9 protein-coding genes are annotated in these 19,567 nt (G+C 38.5%); 5 read left to right on the top strand and 4 right to left on the bottom strand.

Annotated elements, in window-relative coordinates; genetic code table 11:
* The first annotated feature begins 574 nt into the window (after positions 1-574).
* Positions 575-2,914, top strand: coding sequence for a metallophosphoesterase (locus ACIQ2S_RS03595; protein ID WP_396172773.1), 2,340 nt, complete (start codon positions 575-577; stop codon positions 2,912-2,914).
* Between the two features lie 218 nt (positions 2,915-3,132).
* Here the strand turns inward: ACIQ2S_RS03595 and ACIQ2S_RS03590 are convergent, their stop codons facing one another.
* Positions 3,133-4,713 (bottom strand): NADP-dependent glyceraldehyde-3-phosphate dehydrogenase, encoded by a 1,581-nt coding sequence (locus tag ACIQ2S_RS03590; protein WP_396172775.1) that lies wholly within the window; start codon positions 4,711-4,713, stop codon positions 3,133-3,135.
* Positions 4,714-5,055: 342 nt separating this feature from the next.
* Here ACIQ2S_RS03590 and ACIQ2S_RS03585 point away from each other — a divergent pair, with 342 nt between their 5' ends.
* Positions 5,056-6,393, top strand: coding sequence for an ammonium transporter (locus ACIQ2S_RS03585; protein WP_396172771.1), 1,338 nt, complete (start codon positions 5,056-5,058; stop codon positions 6,391-6,393).
* Between the two features lie 8 nt (positions 6,394-6,401).
* On the opposite strand, the gene ACIQ2S_RS03580 is transcribed toward ACIQ2S_RS03585, so the two are convergent.
* Complete coding sequence (locus ACIQ2S_RS03580; protein ID WP_396172769.1) at positions 6,402-7,997, bottom strand: murein L,D-transpeptidase; 1,596 nt, start codon at positions 7,995-7,997, stop codon at positions 6,402-6,404.
* Positions 7,998-8,082: 85 nt separating this feature from the next.
* On the opposite strand from ACIQ2S_RS03580, the gene ACIQ2S_RS03575 reads away from it, so the two are divergent.
* Positions 8,083-8,577: a nuclear transport factor 2 family protein gene (locus tag ACIQ2S_RS03575; RefSeq protein WP_396172767.1), complete on the top strand. Its 495-nt coding sequence runs from the start codon at positions 8,083-8,085 to the stop codon at positions 8,575-8,577.
* 275 nt (positions 8,578-8,852) lie between these two features.
* Here the strand turns inward: ACIQ2S_RS03575 and ACIQ2S_RS03570 are convergent, their stop codons facing one another.
* Complete coding sequence (locus ACIQ2S_RS03570) at positions 8,853-12,110, bottom strand: S8 family serine peptidase (protein ID WP_396172765.1); 3,258 nt, start codon at positions 12,108-12,110, stop codon at positions 8,853-8,855.
* Positions 12,111-12,319: 209 nt separating this feature from the next.
* Between ACIQ2S_RS03570 and ACIQ2S_RS03565 the strand changes: the two genes are divergently transcribed.
* The gene (locus tag ACIQ2S_RS03565) at positions 12,320-13,996 is read left to right on the top strand and encodes an ABC transporter ATP-binding protein (RefSeq protein ID WP_396172763.1); all 1,677 of its coding nucleotides are present in this window, start codon (positions 12,320-12,322) and stop codon (positions 13,994-13,996) included.
* Positions 13,997-13,999: 3 nt separating this feature from the next.
* Here ACIQ2S_RS03565 and hflX read toward each other — a convergent pair whose 3' ends face one another.
* Positions 14,000-15,220, bottom strand: coding sequence for a GTPase HflX (hflX, locus tag ACIQ2S_RS03560; protein ID WP_396172759.1), 1,221 nt, complete (start codon positions 15,218-15,220; stop codon positions 14,000-14,002).
* Positions 15,221-15,391: 171 nt separating this feature from the next.
* Here hflX and ACIQ2S_RS03555 point away from each other — a divergent pair.
* On the top strand, positions 15,392-19,567 hold a 4,176-nt coding region (locus tag ACIQ2S_RS03555; protein WP_396172757.1), incomplete at its 3' end, for a choice-of-anchor J domain-containing protein.

The raw sequence follows: 19,567 nt of genomic DNA, 5'->3' as shown, positions 1-19,567 counted from the left end.
CATCTACACACAACAACATAAATTCCCTGCTTTCCCTGTTTTCAGTGAGAAAAAAATTCGTGCAATTCGTGCAATCCGTGTCAAACTTTACCAAAAATTCCAGACCGAAGGTCAAACCCACCACACAATCAACAACATCCAATTCCGAGTTTTCAGTGAGAAAAAATTCGTGTAATTCGTGGCAAAAAAGAATCAGTGAATCAGCGGCAAAAAAAGCAATCTAATCAACAAGAGGAATAGCAACATCTACACACAACAACATAAATTCCGTGCTTTCCGTGTTTTCCGTGAGAAAAAATTCGTGCAATTCGTGCAATCCGTGTCAAACTTTACCAAAAATTCCAGACCGAAGGTCAAACCCACCAAACAATCAACAACATCCAATTCCGAGTTTTCAGTGAGAAAAAATTCGTGTAATTCCTAGCAACCAACAATCAATGAATCTGTAGCAAAAAATTTAAAAAATAGAAAAGACGCTTTCCCTCACCTCACCATTTTTTCAATCCAATTCGTATATTTGAAAAGAGTATTTAAAAAAAACTGTGATTTTAATTAAACACCTGCGAACTGAGAGATGAAAAAATTCCTTACAACCGATCGTTTTAAACAAATCATCTTCGCAGGAATCGCATTTTTACTTGCGGCCTTGGCACTTTTCAATCCGTTTTTTGAAACTTCCCGAATCGAAGACATCGGTGGATTCTTGGTTTGGGCAGCTGTATTGGTTTTTATTCAAGGATTCAAAAGAGCAACTGCAAAGGAACGCACTTCAGCTCATATCAGTGCATTGATTTCTTTTTTGCTTGGATTGCTTTTAATCAATGCAAAACTCTTTGACGAAAATGCGTTGTATCTTTTTGCATCGATGCTGTTTGGTATCGATTTTATAAGGCAGGGTATCTCATTACTTAACAACAGAAAAGAAAAAAAACCATTCACAGCCAACCTCCTTTCATTTTTGGCGAATATGGGAATACTGTTTACATTATTCCTGTTTCAAGGCAAAGCACAGTTATGGATTCTGGCAATCACAGGTGGTCTGCGTATTGTAGGAATGGGATTTGAGATACTCAACGCCAAATTAGGTGTCATGGATGAAGTAAGCGAAGACATCATGGAATCATTGGATCTACAAGATCATCCGGAAATTGTAGCTATCGCAGAAAATATCGAACAAGAGGAAGTCAAACGTGCCAAAATAGACCGCCATTGGATCATCACTTTTTTACTCATTCTCTTTTTTATTCACCTTGGTCGGATGGGATTTGACCGTTCTGCCTATGGCATTTTATCGCCACTGGTAGCCTTGGTAGGCGATATGGTCATCGCCTTAATCATTGCCTATCTGGTACTCATTCCCTTCTTTAGTGGTGTAAGCAAATTATTTCGGCCTTTTGAAAAGAAAACGTGGCTTTGGGTAATGAAAGTCCCCAGCGATGAACGTCCAAAATTTCACCCTCGTAATATTATCCAACAACGGCTGGAAGCTAGAACCCGAAGATACATCCGCATCAGAAAAGCAGGTTATTCCTTTAAAACAGCTTTGCGTACGGGTTTGCAAATGGGTTTGCCTTTTGCAGCACTTTTGGCAGCAATCATTCCGGTATTTGGCATGAGCTGGTATTTTGATACCGAAAACTGGGCTTCAGGAATCTGGGACAGTTGGGCAGCCAAACGCACCGATCAGTGGCGAACAGAAATGGTGAAAGCAGTAGAAAGCAATCCTACGGCAGCAAGTTTTCAAATCAATCCTACAGGTGTTACTGCTACCAACGATTTTTCTTTTTTAATCATTGGTGATCCCGGTGAGGGAGACGCCTCCCAATACATTCTCCACGACCAAATTGTTAGAAATGCATACAAAGACCTTGTGAAATTTGTAGTTATTTCAAGTGATGTGGTCTATCCCGATGGAGCGATGAAAGACTATGAAAAAAACTTTTGGTTGCCGATGAAAGGGGTCAACAAACCCGTGTATGCAATTCCGGGAAATCACGACTGGTATGATGCATTGGAAGGATTTGCAGCAACGTTCTTCGATTCAACTTCTGCCCGATTAGCCATGCATGCCCGCCGCAACGCCGATTTAAATCTAACCTCAGCAGGTAGCGAAAAAGTAAGTGCTCAAATTAAAGAAGCAGCCCGTTTAAGAAGTGAATACGATGTCCCTACCGGATTTCAAAAAGCACCGTATTTCCAACTGCAAACCGAAGACTTTGCCTTTATTACCATTGAAACAGGCATCGGTCGTCGCATCGATGACATACAAATGGATTGGCTAAAAAAAGCATTAGCTGCCGCTAAGGGAAAATTTATTTTTGTGCTTTTGGGACATCCGTTTTATGCCATTGGCGAATACCAGGGAAACATGAATCCCGATTTTGAAAAATTGCATCTTTTATTGAAAGAAGCCGGAGCAACCATTGCAATGGCAGGTGATACACACGATTTAGAATATTATGTAGAACCCCCAACCAGCAGTAGACAAGATAAAAACATGTACCATTTTGTCAACGGCGGCGGCGGTGCGTACCTAAGTTTGGGTGCGGCATTAAAACCGAAAGAACAAATGGCTCAAAAGGTATGGGCCCATTACCCTGCGGCCGCTCCATTAATTAAAAAAATTGAAGCAAACAACGGTATTCTCAAACAACCGGCTTGGTACTGGACAAAAACACACAACGGTTGGCCTTTTAGTGCCGAATGGCTGAGTGCCGCTTTTGATTACAACAAAGCACCGTTTTTTCAAAGCTTTGTAGAAGTAAAAGTGGAACCCTCCCGCAATAAAGTAACCGTAATTGCCTACGGACCCAAAGGCCCTTTAAAATGGTCGGACATGGAATATAGCGAAGGTGCAAAACCTGCAAATGTTCCAAATACAGCACTTGTAGAATGGGAGTTTACTCTAAAATAGCCAACCAATTAATACGGTCAATTTCAAAAAAAAGAATTTGTTACATTAATGCTTGACCTCATATGAGCCTATCACATTCATTGCGAGTAGTTTCAAGCCTGCGAGAAACGCCGTGGTAACCTCGTGCCGCATCGGAATGCAATTCCGAAGGCAGTCCTCCTTAAACAACCTTAAACTTTAAAAACCTTAGCACCTTAGTACCTCAGCACCTTAGAACCTTACAATATATAATCTGTAGTAATAAAATTCGACTCCTTACTATTCAACAACGCCTGCAAAATCTCGTTATTATAGGCATTGTCTTTCGAAGCGACAAAAGTTCGTATCGAAAACGAACGCAACGCATCGTGAATACTCAACGTTCCAACCGCTGAATCCTTTCTCCCCGTAAACGGATAAATATCCGGACCGCGTTGACACGAACTGTTTAAATTTACTCGACAAACTAAATTCACCAACGTATCAATCAAGGGAGCAATAGTTCGGATGTCTTTTCCAAACAAACTTACTTGTTGTCCGTAATTCGATTCTGCCATATCATCCAACGGTTCCTGAATGTCTTTAAATGTCATAATTGGAACTACCGGTCCAAATTGCTCCTCGTGATACAAACGCATACTTTTATTGACCGGAAATAAAACGGCAGGAAATATATAATTTTCAGAAAGTTGTCCGCCTTTAGTATTAAGGATTTTAGCACCATGCGTTTGAGCATCTTCAATCAATCCTTTGATATAGTTCGGTTTGTCTTTCTCAGGCAATGGCGTTAATAAAACTCCTTTTTCCCACGGATTACCAAATGGCAATGCATCGACTTTTTCAGCAAATCTTCGATTAAATTCTGCGGCAATGCTTTCATGAACATATACAACTTTCAAAGCCGTACATCGTTGTCCGTTAAACGAAAGTGTTCCGGTAATACATTCCTGAATAGCCAAATCTAAATCGGCATCGGGTAAAATAATGGCAGGATTCTTGGCTTCAAGTCCCAAAACCAATCGCAATCTATTCTTATTTGGATGTTGGTCTTGCAAAGCGATAGCCGAAGTACTGTTTCCAATCAAAGCCAAAACGGCCACTTTACCCGATTTCATAATGGGAGAAGCAACGTCTCTGCCACGACCGTAAATGATATTAATCACCCCTTTTGGAAAACTACTTTGAAACGCTTCCAACAATGGAGAAATCAATAAAACACCATGCTTTGCCGGTTTAAAAATTACGGGATTTCCCATAATTATTGCGGGTATAAGCAATGTAAATGTTTCGTTCAACGGATAATTATACGGCCCTAAACAAAGTACCACACCTAGCGGACCACGGCGAACCATGGCGTTCACCCCTTGACTTTTAGTAAAACGGGCACTGTTGCGATCCAATTGTTTATAATCTTCAATGGTGTCATAAATATATTCTACGGTTCGATCAAATTCCTTTTCAGAATCCGGTAATGATTTCCCGATTTCCCACATTAAATACTTTACTACTTCACTTCGCGTTGCTTTCATTTGGGTGACAAAATCTTCAACACATTTAATTCGATCGACTACTTTCATTGTGGGCCACAAACCCTGACCATTATTGTAAGCAGCCTCTGATGACAAAACTACTTCCATTGCCGCTTCGGCATCCATTGCAGGCGTACTTCCCAAAAATGTAGGGGCATAATCGTCGGTTGATGAAATAGTGGAATAAACCGGAGTGGTAGCACCCGTCCATTTTTTCAAAACACCATCTACTAAATATGTATCTTGATGCAAAGGCTCGTTAATTTTATAGGCTTCTGGAATCATTTTTATCATATTTTTTGCTAAAAATACTAAATTACAAAAGAACCCGTGCTATTCATTTTGTTAAAGAAATGAACTAAAACGTTTGAGGTTGAATAAATTAGCATTATTTATTCTTTTAGCTGTATTTGCTTTTAAAACGCTTATGTAAAATTATTTTCAAAATCATTGCTATTTTAAGCTTTGGCAATTTCTCAATCTATTCTGCTAGAAATTTTATTATAAATAAGTAAAGTAAACAAAAAATCAATTTATTGATAAAAATTGCATAGGAACCTAATTTTTTAAATAGGTGGTAAATCAATTTTTACATATTTTACTATTTTTACCCTATAAAAAATAGGGGTGCTTATGAAAGTAAAGAAAAGATGGATTGTGCCGTTCGTAGTGATGAGCCTCCTTGCTATTAGTGGTTTGTTTTGGACGCCGACTGTGGCAGATGCAATAGGATCTTTTAATGCTGCCGACACTATTGTTACAGCCGACGTGGCGTGGTTGCTGACCTCTTCTTGCCTCGTTTTACTCATGACGCCCGGTTTATCCTTTTTTTATGGCGGAATGGTGGGCAAAAAAAATGTTATTTCTACGATGCTGCAAAGCTTTATCTGTTTAGGTGTGGTCACCCTCCTTTGGGTTGTGGTTGGATTTAGTTTGGCTTTTGGTGATTCGATGGGTTTTACTTTCAATGGTACTCATTACGGACTCATTGGTAACCCAACGCAATTTGCGTTTTTTGACCAAGTAGGAAGTTTGCCTCACAACAAAATGGCTTCCACCATACCGTTCATCCTTTTTGCCCTATTCCAAATGAAATTTGCCGTCATTACACCTGCAATTATTACAGGTTCTTTTGCCGAGCGGGTGCGATTCATCTCGTATCTGCTTTTCATTTGTTTGTTTACATTGTTCATTTACACCCCACTGTGCCACATGGTTTGGCATCCCAATGGATTATTGGGAAGCTACTTTGGCGTAAAAGATTTTGCCGGTGGAACCGTGGTGCACATGAGTGCCGGTTTTGCTGCTTTAGCAGGCGTGCTGGTTTTAGGCAAACGCAAAAACAGCGACCACATTCCTACCAATATCCCCTTTGTACTTTTAGGAACCGGAATGTTGTGGTTTGGATGGTTTGGTTTCAATGCCGGTTCTGCTTTGGCGGCAAATAGTACTGCAGCTCTTGCCTTTGCAACCACAACTGTAGCGTCGGCGTCGGCCATGCTGACATGGATTTTCTTTGACCGCATCAACGGCCGAAAGGCTTCCGCTCTTGGAGCATGTATCGGTGCTGTTGTAGGTTTGGTCGCTATAACTCCAGCGGCGGGTTTTATTACCATTCCGCAAAGTATCTTCTTCGGATTCATTGCAGCAATCGCTTCCAACAAAATGTTGTACTGGAAAAAACTAAAAGCCATAGATGACACCCTTGATGTATTTGCTTGTCATGGCGTGGGTGGGATTATGGGAATGATTCTCACTGCCATTTTTGCACAAGGAGAAAACGCGAGCTTGATGCATGGCGGATGGTCCGTTTTTGCACATCACATGATTGCCCTAGTTTTAGTGGCAGCTTTCACCTTTTTTTGTTCTATTGTATTGTATAAGGTAACCAATTTCTTTATCCCACTTCGCGTTTCCGAAGCATCGGAAGCACTTGGCTTAGACCTTTCGCAGCACAATGAAAAATTCTGATAAGGTTGTTATTCTTGAGCTAATACTTCTGCCAAACGATCATCGCGGCTGTAAACATCTTTATAAAAATGTACTACTCCGTTTTGATCAACCCAAGAAGTAAAATAACCTATATAAACCGGAACTTTTCGATCTAAATTATACCAAGTTTCCTTGCCTTTATTCATGGCAGCATCAATCTTTTCTTTGGTCCATTTCGGGTCGTCTTCCAACAACGCATAGGCCAACTCTTTAGGTTTCGCAACGCGGATGCACCCATGACTAAAAGCCCGGGTTTCCTCATTAAACAAACTTTTTGAAGGAGTATCGTGCAAATAAATACTGTTGGAATTTGGGAATAAAAACTTGACCAATCCCAATGAATTTCTTGGACCGGGTTTTTGCCGCACATTTCCACCGTTCCACTCCATGTTATGCTGGGCTAAATAGTTTTTATTACGAGCCATTCCCGGCTTAATCTCTTTTTTAATAATACTTGAAGGAACATTCCAGTACGGACTAAAAACAATGTGCTTCATTTCTCCGCTAAAAATTACTGTCTTATTCATTACATTTCCAACCACAACTTTCGAAACAACTTTTGGTGCCCCATTCTTAAAATAAGTCATTCGATAAGAAGGAATATTCACTACAATAAATTCTTTGGCTTTTGAAAATTCTACAGGAATCCATCGGCATCGTTCCATATTTACCTCCAATGTTTTGATGCGTTCCGAAATAGGAATATTCAGGTCCTTTATATGTTTTGGCAAAATAATGGAATCCGCATTAAAACCATTACGTAATTGATAGTTGTACAATCCTTCTTTCAATTCATCATCATAACGGTTACTCTTTGAATTTGCACTTAGGTCGTTGGTTAGGTATAAATGGTTGCGAATCAGACCTATAACAGCAGAACTGTCGCCGGGTTTAAACGATTTAAATGAAGGTTCGGTAGCAATAATTGGCCATCCTCCCTTTTTTTCAATTGCTTGATATTTTTGTAAAGCTTCTTTCAATTGGTAATACTGCCCCATCAGTTGCGATTGCTTATCTACTTTCGTGGGATGGATTAATAACGAATCTAATAAATCTTCATAGGAAACATCCTTTCTGGGTAAATACCATCCCAATTCCTTTGCTTTCGAAGGATCAATGCCACGTAAAACTTTTTGGGTATAAAAATAATAGTAAGAGGTGAGCAATAATTCGGTTTCTAAATTTGGAGCTAAATTATCACTGAAATACAATCCTTCAAATACTTCTTTATAAGGAATGGCGGCGGTAAGTCCTTCTTCCGGCAAACTGTTCAACCTATTGTAAAGTACTTCTGCTGTTTCTTTTCTTCCTTTTAAATCAAACCACAAATAGTTAAACGTGTGACGGGTATAGGTGGTTGTTACTTGCTTTTTATATATCGCCAATTTTGGATACTTTGTAAAAAAGGTATCTAATGCTATACTGTCAAACGAAGTTAACACAAATGTTTTTTCTATGCTTTCGCTTATTTCATTTTTGATTTCAACTTCTTTTGGCTCTTTGGTTGAACACTTTGAAAAAATAAAGAAAATACTCAATACGAAAGTTAAAACAAACAAACGCAAAAAACGGAAAAGTTTCATAATCATCAATTTAAAGTAAGTGATAAAATTAGTATATTTACTTGGTATTAAAAACCCCGTAAATGATAAATTAACTAGTAATCTCATGAAATATACAATAACACGCTACATTCTGCTGCTTTCCGGTTTTGCTTTGTTTGCACAAAACCAACCGAAAGAACCCATTAACAAACTCATAGATGCTTGGCACAAAGCGGCGGCAGATGCCAATTTCAATGCCTATTTTGATGCGATGACCGAAGATGCTGTTTTCATTGGCACCGATGCTACAGAAAATTGGGATAAGAAAGCTTTTATCGCATTTGCAAAACCTTATTTCGACAAAGGGAAAGCATGGAGTTTTACTGCTGTGGAACGTAACATTTATTTCTCAACCGATGGGAAAACCGCTTGGTTTGATGAGTTATTGAGCACCCAAATGAAACTATGCAGGGGCAGTGGCGTGTTGGTGAAAGTGAACAACCAATGGAAAATCAAACATTATGTGCTTTCCATGACTATACCTAATGACACGATTGACGAAGTCATCAAAATAAAATCGCCTATTGAAGATGCTTTGCTGGATGAACTAAAAAAATAAACCACTATGGACTAGAAGTCCAAATTTTTGGTTGGCAGACTAAAAGTCTGCAAGGTTGTAACACTCATTTTTTGACACGAATTACACAAATTAGCACGAATCATTTTGTGAAAAATTTGCGTAATTCGTGTTTAAAATTTTTAGAACCTGAAAGGGAAATGCACTAAAAGTGCATAGTATTAAACTATATTTGAGACCAATAAACCTCTCCGGCAGACCAATCGTTGTCAAACTGATTTACTGAATGCTTTCTAAAAAAATCCTAATCGTTACATTTATCTATCCAACACTATTTTTTTTGTTATTTTCTGGTTGTCAACAGAAATAGTCAATAGATAAATTCCATTACTCAAATGCTCCAACGAAAGAATTTCTTCTGAACCTGCCATTTGTTTAGAAATGATTGTTCTTCCTTGCATATCAACTAGACTCAAATTGCCGGTTGTTGCAGCTACTGAAGGTAATTTAACGGTTAAAAGTCCGTTGGTTGGATTGGGATAAACGGCTATTTTTGAAAGATCCACTTCCGCTGCATTCAATTGACTTTGAATAACAATGGTTGCTGTTTGATTCGGCAACCAACCATCTGCGGCATTTAAAACGTTCACTTTAAAAGTATCTGTTGCATCATTGAGCAATGTATTTGTATAACTGATTTTATTTTGGTTAATATCATCTTGTGTAAAAGTTGCTCCTACGGACAAGGTAACATTTTCCTTTTTTAATTCGCCCAATGATGTGTTTTGAACTAGTGTATAAACCTGATTAGAATTTGCTTGTAATTCGGTTTGAGCATTTAATTCGGTTGGCAAGATAATTTTAGTACTATTTGTCGTGGTTAAAATGGTATTATTAACCAAAGTCAGTTCGTTGGGAATGGCAGATATACTGCAAAAACTCAACACAACGGAGTCAATTGCACCACCATCTTGGTTGTAATTATCAACCACTCGCAGCGTCCAAGTACCCAAAGCATTCAAATTATTAAAAGTACTTAAAGCTTCAAATGGAATTACATTTCCACTGATAGCCGGATTTGTGCCACAAATGAGAGCCAGTCCGTCATCATCGAGGGTTGCGTTGATATCGTCTTGACCGCCGCATGGTTCTTCAAATAAAATGATTGTATCCGTAGGACTTTCCAAATAAATTGTCATGTCCTGAACCCATGTATGATTAATAGCGATTGCAGCTGTTACTTTATTGATTGCAAAATTTGACGGAATGGTCACCGGAACTGTTGCAACCGAGTTAGGAGTTGTACCAATAATGGCGTTTGTAAAATCGGATGCAGTAAAAGTTAAGCCGCAATCAATAGCCCCCGTTTGAAAGCTAAAGAAATTCGTTTGAGTTGATGTCCCACAAAAATTACTTGGAATCACTTGCCAATAATACACGGAAGTTTCTACAAGTGATGAAACAACCACTGAATTTTCAGAAGTATTAATTGTTTGAATGACGTTTTGAAATTGAGGATCTGTAGCAATTCTAACCATATAACTCTCAGCATTAACATCTGCGTTCCAATTTAAAGAAGTTGAGGTTGCGACACTTGTTTGCCCATTAATTGGCAGTTGTTGTGCGATGGGAGCAAACACTGCATTGTATACTTGTAACTTTACATTTCTGGTTTCTGTTTCTGTTCCATTGGTTCCAACGATACCAATAGTGTATTCACCCGGTGCAACATTTTGAAGGTTTGAAACAGTCATCGTTACAGGACTGCTAGCTGTTAAATTATTTGAACTGAAAACTACACTAGAACCGGCAGGCTGATTAATTGCAGAAAAAGTTACGGCACTCCCTGACTGGTAATTGAAGTTAAAATCGAATTCTGCCGTTTGGTTGGAACAAACCGTTTTATCTTCGCCCGTAGGAATAATAGCAAATCCCGAGGTTATTCCTGTAACAACCAACGAATAATTTTGAGGTCCTTGCACAAGTGTTCCTTTATGAGAAATAGTAATCGTGTAAAGCCCGCCGTTTGGATTGTCAATTTTTACAAGTTCCACGTTGTCCACATTATTATCACCATCTCTCAGGGCATTTAAATCTGCATTTGATTGTAATCGCCAAGGGAAAAAGGTAGTGCCTATTTGTGCTACACGAATATCCAAATCATTCACCAATGCTGGCGTAGGATCGTTTAAAACGCCGGTATTGGCAACACCCGGAAGATCTGTCCAAGTAATCGATGCCGTTAACGGAATACCAGCAACCGATTGAACGGTCATGGTAAATGATTGATTTTGTGATAGCTCTTCTTCAGATATCCAAGCGTTTAGTCCATTGGTCGTAATTGTATTCGCCGCGGCTTTCGCATTGAGTAATCCCCAACCAAAATTAGCATCAGGACCGGGTCTTCCGGCGTCATCTGCCGTATGACAAGCAAGCCCTTTTAGCGTTGCTGCACGCATAAATTTACCATTGATTTGGTTGTAATATTGTTGTAATAAAGCCAAAGTCCCCATTACATTAGGCCCCGACATGGAGGTTCCTGTTAAAGTTGTATAACTCGTATCAGTGGTGCTATTTGTTGAAAATAAGCTTGTTCCATTGCCGGTAATATCAGGTTTTATTCGGAGGTCATCTGCGGGTCCCTGACTACTACCTGAATTGATTACAACACTTATTAAATTCCCATTAATGTCAACATTTGCATCTTGAGCGTTGGCTATAACCAAATTATTTTTGGCTGTTTTGTTGCCATTCAGTTTATCATATTCAAAAGAGGATGGACTTGGGTTTTCTACATTCCCATCGTTTCCGGCAGAAGCAACCATTAAATAATAGGGTGCTGCATAGGCAACTTCGTCCCACGTTCTGGAGGGTTGAGAATAAGCACCAATATACCAGGGTGTCGTTATACTACTTACCGGCGTACCATAGGAATGATTGGAAAGTAAAAGTCCGTTTTGAACTTCTTGCACCACTTCTATAACATCATTGTTCCAGTTGAATGTTTTGACATTAATTGACGGAGCCATACCTTTCGCAGCGGGGTTAACCCCAGAAGCACCAACAGTTCCCGTAACATGTGTTGCATGAAAACTGTTCCCATTTAATGTGGTTGCTCCATCACCCACAGTTACTCGAGTTCCAAATTCTTGGTGTGAAATTCGTGTGGGTCCGCCATCCCAAACACCAACGGTTAAGCCTTCCCCATTCAAATTCAGATTCAAAGAACCTCCGGTATTTAAATGATTGGCTCGTGTTGATTTTGCAGCATTTGTATTTTCGATAGCATAATAAAGCGGACTACCATCGGGAAGTATGCCAACGAGCTCGTCAAAGGATCCATCGGCGTTTAATTTTTTCAATTGCCAACCTTTTTCAAGAGCTAGTTGTTGGATTTTTTGATTGGTGATGGTCGCATTATTCATCAATTCTTGCTCAATCTTATGTAATTCTTCCAAATTAGACCGTTTTAAGATAATTGCCTTTTCCGAATCATTCTGAGCAAAACAAGTTGCAAAACCAAATAAAACCAACGTTTTTATAAGAGTCAAAAACTTTAAAGAAGTTTTTTTCATAGCTTTTTAAGTAATTTAATAGAAAGAGGTCAAATATAACAAAATAAGTTATTGTTAATTAAACCCGCCAAACTTGTGAAATTTTTAATTCAAAGCTACAAAAATGAATGAGTCTTTAAATATTTTGCCAAATAATTAACTATTGTTTATTCCTATTTTTTTAGCCTTCTTACATCCTTTTTTAGTACATTTATTCCAACAGTTCGCATATGTTATTAGAAGTAAAAAATCTAACTATCTCCTTTCAAAAGGAGCATGAGTATAAAAAAGTGATTCGTCAGTTAAATTTTCATTTGGAAACAGATGAAATTTTAGGCATTGTGGGTGAATCAGGTTCGGGAAAATCAGTTTCATCATTGGCTATTTTGGGGTTACTTCCCAAACGAGTGGCAAAAATTGAGGACGGCGAAATTATTTTTGAAGATGAAAACATCGTTCCTCTAAGTAACAAAGCATTTCAAAAAATTAGAGGTGCTCAAATTTCAATGATTTTTCAAGAACCGATGACTTCATTGAATCCCTCCTTGAAGTGTGGGTTTCAAGTAGCAGAAATCTTAAAAAAGCATAAGAAAATTTCTGGTAAAGAACTAAAGGAAGAAGTTCTTCAACTTTTTGAAATAGTTAAACTTCCCAACCCTAAAAAGATTGCAGAAAGTTACCCGCATCAAATTTCCGGGGGTCAAAAACAACGAGTGATGATTGCGATGGCTATTGCGTGTAAACCCAAGATTTTAATAGCCGATGAACCCACTACGGCTTTGGATGTGACCGTTCAAAAAGAAATCATTCAGTTGTTGAAAGACATTCAGAAGGAAACAAAAATGAGCATAATTTTTATTTCACATGATTTGTCTTTGATTTCAGAAATTGCCGATCGCGTTTTGGTGATGTATAAAGGTGCGATTGTGGAACAAGGGAAGACAGATGAAATTTTCAGAAATCCACAAAATAATTACACCAAAGCTTTGATTGCTTCGAGACCTTCGCTAGATGTCAGAGTGAAAAGATTGCCCACAATTCAGGATTTCTTGCAACAAACGACCGATAATACGCTGATTTCAAAAGAAGAACGGCAAAAGAACCAGGAGAAAATATACAGTCAGCCCCCTATTTTAGAAGTCTATAATTTAGAAAAAGAATATGTATCTACGATTGGCCTTTTCGGAAAGAAAGTGAGCTTTAAAGCAGTAAATGATGTTAGTTTTAAAATTTATGAAGGCGAAACTTTAGGATTGGTAGGAGAATCGGGTTGTGGAAAATCCACATTAGGCAATGCTATTTTACTTCTGGATAAAGCTACCGCAGGACAAATACTCTATAAAGGAAAGGACATTACAAATTTGTCAAAAAATGCCATTCGCGAGTTAAGAAAGGAAATTCAAATCATTTTTCAAGATCCCTATTCTTCATTAAATCCCAGAATTCCCATTGGCAAAGCAATTATGGAACCGATGCAGGTGCATCATTTGTATGAAAATGATAAAAACAGGAAAGAAAAAGCTCTAGAAATTCTTAAAAGAGTTGGTTTAGAAGAAGAACATTTTAACCGCTACCCACATGAATTTTCCGGAGGTCAGAGGCAACGTATTGGGATTGCACGCACTATTGCCTTGCAACCAAAACTAATAGTGTGTGACGAATCTGTTTCGGCATTGGATATTTCAGTGCAAGCCCAAGTGTTGAATTTGCTCAATGAATTAAAAGAAAATTTCGGATTTACCTATATATTTATATCACATGATTTAGCGGTAGTTAAATACATGTCCGATCAGGTCATGGTTATGAATCAAGGAAGGATTGAAGAGATAGCCGATGCGGATGATTTATATACTCATCCCAAATCAGCATACACTAAAAAATTAATTGATGCGATTCCCAAAGGTTAAAGTCTAATCTTCGACCGCTTCTTTATAATCAGGATACAAGAAACTATTATAGGGGAAACGACTTATGTGAATTTCGCGAACGGCTTCGTAAACTCTTTCGCGAAACTCTTCAAAGTTTTCTTTATTAACTGCAGAAATGAAAAGAGCATTTTTTTCTCCAACATTCGACATCCAAGTAGCTTTCCATTCCTCTAAAGTGTAATGCTTAGTGGTTTTTTCAGTAGTAAGGTCGTCTGAAGCAATAGTCAAGTGTTTGTAAGCATCAATTTTATTAAAAACCATCAAGGTGGGTTTGTTTGCACTTTTAATATCCGCCAAAATTTGATTGACTGAAGCAATGTGGTCTTCAAATTCCGGATGAGAAATATCTACAACATGAAGCAATAAATCAGCTTCGCGAACTTCATCCAGCGTACTTTTGAATGATTCGATTAATTGTGTAGGTAGTTTTCGAATGAATCCAACTGTATCTGATAAAAGAAACGGAAGGTTTTTAATCACTACTTTTCGAACGGTGGTATCGAGTGTTGCAAATAATTTATTTTCAACAAAAACTTCGCTCTTACTGATTACATTCATTAAGGTAGATTTGCCCACATTTGTGTAACCAACCAAAGCAACGCGAACCAATGCACCTCGATTGCCGCGTTGGACAGACATTTGCTTGTCGATTACTTTAATTTTCTCTTTCAATAAGGCAATGCGATCTCTCACAATTCGACGATCGGTTTCAATTTCTGTTTCGCCGGGACCTCTCATTCCAATACCACCACGCTGCCGTTCTAAGTGCGTCCACATTCCCGAAAGACGAGGTAATAAATATTGACATTGTGCCAATTCTACTTGTGTTCGTGCATACGAAGTTTCGGCCCGTTGAGCAAAAATATCTAAAATAAGGTTGGTTCTGTCTAAGACTTTACAATCTAAAATTTTGGTAATATTTTTTTGTTGAGCCGGAGTTAATTCATCATCAAAAATAACGGTCTTCACCTCGTTCTCTCTGATGTAAAGATTGATTTCTTCTATTTTACCTGTCCCAACAAAGGTTTTGGGATTGGGTTTTTCCATTTTTTGAAAGAATCGTTTGATTACTTCTCCACCTGCTGTAAAGGTCAAAAAATCTAATTCGTCTAAATACTCATTCAGTTTTTCTTCGTCCTGTTGTTTGGTGATGATACCAACAATAACGGTTTTTTCAAAATCTATTTTCTCTACTTCCAGCATATCAACTACTTTAAATGCAAAATTAGGCAAATATAAATTGACATTAAGGTAAATAATACATAACAATTTTAGTTAAAAAAATAGTTTTTGTTACTTATTTCTTAAATTTTGTTAAATTTGAGGTTCACTACTAACTAATTAATTCACTAAATCAATTTTTAATTTTCACTTATGAAAAAAATTACACTATTATTAATGCTTTTTTTCTCCTTCGTTGGTTTTAGCCAGATAATCAATGAAGGTTTTGAAGGAACAGCTTTTCCGCCCGCCAACTGGTTGGTTACCGATAACGGGGTTGGAACAGTAAATTCTTGGATTCGTACGAATACTCAACCCACAAACAGTGGTACGTGGACCGGCTTCATGAATCGCGAAAACATTGGAGTTGGAAACACCGCACAAGATTGGTTGATTACACAACAAATTGCAGTGCCTGCAGTGGGAGTACACGAATTAAAATTTTTCTCAAGGTCTACTATTGGAGGAAATCAAGGAACCGTTTATCAAATTCGTGTTTCAACGAATGCTACTCAGTCTAATTTAACTCAGTTTGCACTATTACAGCAATATACAGAAAATGACTTGAGTGCTGTATTTAATGTTTATGAAGAAAAAACAATAAACCTGGCTGCTTTTGCCGGTCAAAATATTTACATAGCCTTTGTTATGCAGTTTTCGCAACCTACCACAGCAATTGGTGGCGATCGATGGTTGCTAGATGATATTAAAGTAGCCGAAAAATGTTTGGATCCTACCAATTTAACCGCATCAAACTTTTCTTTAACAGGTGCTACATTGGCTTGGACAAGTGCAGGATCTGCTACGCAATGGGAAGTTGAAGTAGTTCAAGTGCCAAATGCTCCAACCGGAACCGGAATTGTTACATCAAGCAACCCGGTAACCACAGCCGCTTTAGGCTTGACACTTACGCAAAGCACCCAATATCAATATTATGTCAGAGCATTATGTACCGCCGCAGGTTCGCAAAGTGCATGGGTTGGTCCTTTTAACTTTTCTACAGTTGCTCCTGGAGCAACTTGTGAAGCACCTATTCTTATAGGTTCTATTCCTTATGTAACTGCAGATAATACTAATAATTACGGAGATGATTATAGCGGTCCTCCCGGTTGCGGAACCGGAAGTCCTTATTTAAATGGTGATGACGTTGTATACTCGTTTACTGCAACCAATAACGTTCCTGTCACCATAACTATGACACCCACAGCTGCTTGGTCGGGAATGTTTGTTTATACCAGTTGTGCCAATATTGGTGTTAGTTGTATTGCAAGTGCTTTTGGATCAAGTACAACTCCAAGAGTAATTGTCTTACCTCAAACAATTGGAGTTACCTATTATATAGTTATTTCAACTTGGGCAACTACAGCGGCAACGCAAAGTACAGGTTATGGTTTAACTATTGTACAGAACAGTTGTACCAACTTTACGGCTACTTTTGCAGTAGTTCCGGATTGTGCCAATGGAGCACAGTTTTTTGCCACAGCAAACGTAACCAATATGGGGACGGCTACTTCAATTGTTGCAACCTCCAATATTGCTGGGGACACTCCGCAAACTATTACAGCCCCGGGCGTTATTCAATTTGGACCTTATCCGAATGGAACAAACGTTTTGCTGAATTTACAAAACGGATCCGATCCAAACTGTTTTAGAAATAGCCCTAATTTAACGCAGGCGTTTTGTCCTGCAGTCAATAATCTATGTTCGGGAGCAATTCCTATCACTTGCGGAAGTGTGCAAGGACAAACAACCGTTGGAGCAACAACAGCAGGTGCACCAACGTTTACTTGTGGAACAGGACCGGGTTCTGGAGGTTTATGGTATACATACATAGGAACGGGAGATATCGTAACATTCTCTTTATGTGGATCTGCCTTTAACACCAGAATCCAAGTGTTAACCGGTTCATGTGGTACTTTTACCTGTGTAGGTGGAAATGATGATTTCTGTAACGTTCAATCAGAAGTTGCTATTATCAGTACAGCGGGAACCGTTTATTACATCTATGTTTATGGTACAACTGGAAGTCAAGGGGTATTTACCCTTAATACAACCTGTGTTCCGCCACCAGCACCGCCCGTAAATGATAATTGTCAATCTGCAACAACTGTTCCTGTTAACACGGATGGTACTTGTGCTTTAATTTCGTCAGGAACAATTGAGGGAGCCACTCAATCACCACAAGTAAATACTTGTGTAGGAACTCCTAATGACGATGTTTGGTATCAATTTGTTGCCACTCAAACAGTTCATACGATTGCTTTATCAAATGTAATAGGTTCTACTACCAATTTAAATCATGCATTATTTACCTCAACAAATCCTACAGATCCATGTGCTAATTTAACTTTAGTTTATTGTAGTGATCCCGATAATAGTTTTGCTCAAAATTTAACAGTTGGTCAGACCTATTATATCCGAATCTACAGCTCAGGAACTGCCATCTTGCAGGATACCACATTTGATTTGTGTGTAAGTGTTCCACCGCCACCACCAGTAAATGACAGCTGTGCTACACCTTTGGTAGCTCCAGTCAACACATCTCTTATTTGTACAAATATAGTGGCAGGAACAATTACAAGTGCTACAGCATCTCCGGAACCAAATACTTGTGCCGGAACTGATGACGATGATGTTTGGTTTGTGTTTACAGCTTTGGCGAGTATTCACAACGTTAGTCTTAATAATATTACAGGTACTACAACCGATTTAGCTTTTGCTGTTTATTCAGGAGCTTCCTGTAGTGCTTTGACTCAAATAAATTGTCAAATTAATAATAGTGGTATCGTTGGTGGTTTAACTCCCGGACAAACCTATTATTTAAGAGTTTATTCACAGCCTGCAACGCCTAACTTGATTGCTAATTTCAACTTGTGTATTACCACTCCCACTCAATGCGACAGTGCTCAATTAACTTGTGGAGATGGATCTGTAATTAATAATCAAATAGGTGTGCCAAGTTATGGAAGTATCGGATGTTTGGCTACTACACCAAATCCATTTTGGTTTACCATTGAAATTGAGACCTCTGGTCCAATTACTTTTACATTAAATCAAACCTCTGCAGGTAATTCAGATGTTGATTTTATCTTATGGGGACCTTTTACGAATGCTCAAATTAATAGCACTGCATGTAATAATCTATACGACTACCCGGATGGAAATACAACTATTCCAAACAATGTAATTGATTGTAGTTATTCTGCGGCAGCTACAGAATTTATTGATATTCCAAATGCAATTGTAGGGCAACACTACTTATTATTAGTGACAAATTTTGGAAATGCTTTGGGAACATTTAATATCAATCAAACCAGTGGCACCGGTGCAGCTGCGTGTTGTGATGTAGATTTAGGCCCCGATGTAGTGTTATGTAACCAAACTACTTATACTATTAATGCCGATTTCACAGGGGATCCCACAACAGTAGCATGGTTTAAAGATAATGTACTGCTACCCGGTCAAACAACTGCTTCTTTAACAGTTACTGAAACAGGTGTGTATAAGTGTGATATCAGTTGCGGACAAACCACAAAAACAGATGAACTTACGGTTACATTTAATTCAATAGTTGTTGATGACAAAGCTGATGTTACCGTTTGTGGTAATTATGTTTTACCGAATGATTTAAGTGTAAATAATGCGTATTATACACAACCGGGAGGCCCGTTAGGAACAGGTGTGCAACTAAATGCAGGAGATGTGATTAGTACATCGCAAACAATTTACATTTTTGCACAAGCTAGTACGGCTCCTAATTGTACTGCTGAATCAAGTTTTGAAGTTTTGATTGTTCCCGCCATTGTACTCGCTCCACAACCTGATGTAACAGCTTGCGACAGTTATGTATTACCTGCATTAGCAGTTGGAAATTACTTTACCGGTTCGGGTGGAACTGGAACTTTATTACCTGCTTTGACAACGACCATTTCCGCCTCGCAAACAATCTATGTGTTTGCAGCCAATGGTAGCTGTACGTCTGAAGAAAGTTTTGTGGTAACTATTACTTCTATTCAAGCACCAACGCAACCAAATGTAACGGTTTGTGATTCGTTTGTTTTACCAACCTTAAGTGTTGGAGGTTATTTCACTCAGCCAAATGGTGTAGGCCCTATAACAAGTGCAACTGTAACAAGCTCACAAACGATTTACATTTTTGCTCAAACCAATACAACACCTAATTGTACCAGTGAGACAAGTTTTGATGTAACAATTGTACCCACACCAACGTTAGCTCCACAACCTGATGTAACAGTTTGTAACAGTTATGTATTACCTGCCTTAACAGTTGGTAATTACTTTACTGGTTCGGGAGGCACGGGAACTTTA

Origin of the sequence: Flavobacterium sp. (genome assembly GCF_044371705.1) — a bacterium.
GTDB lineage: Bacteria > Bacteroidota > Bacteroidia > Flavobacteriales > Flavobacteriaceae > Flavobacterium.
The sequence above is the reverse complement of the archived record's forward strand: the minus strand, read 5'-3'. Positions and strand labels throughout refer to the sequence as shown.

What these genes read in the sequence shown, in the direction of transcription:
- ACIQ2S_RS03575 (WP_396172767.1), top strand. Translation starts at nt 8,083, where the DNA reads ATGAAATATACAATAACACGCTACATTCTGCTGCTTTCCGGTTTTGCT.
- ACIQ2S_RS03585 (WP_396172771.1), top strand. Translation starts at nt 5,056, where the DNA reads ATGAAAGTAAAGAAAAGATGGATTGTGCCGTTCGTAGTGATGAGCCTC.
- ACIQ2S_RS03570 (WP_396172765.1), bottom strand. Translation starts at nt 12,110, where the DNA reads ATGAAAAAAACTTCTTTAAAGTTTTTGACTCTTATAAAAACGTTGGTT.
- ACIQ2S_RS03565 (WP_396172763.1), top strand. Translation starts at nt 12,320, where the DNA reads ATGTTATTAGAAGTAAAAAATCTAACTATCTCCTTTCAAAAGGAGCAT.
- ACIQ2S_RS03595 (WP_396172773.1), top strand. Translation starts at nt 575, where the DNA reads ATGAAAAAATTCCTTACAACCGATCGTTTTAAACAAATCATCTTCGCA.
- ACIQ2S_RS03580 (WP_396172769.1), bottom strand. Translation starts at nt 7,997, where the DNA reads ATGAAACTTTTCCGTTTTTTGCGTTTGTTTGTTTTAACTTTCGTATTG.
- hflX (WP_396172759.1), bottom strand. Translation starts at nt 15,220, where the DNA reads ATGCTGGAAGTAGAGAAAATAGATTTTGAAAAAACCGTTATTGTTGGT.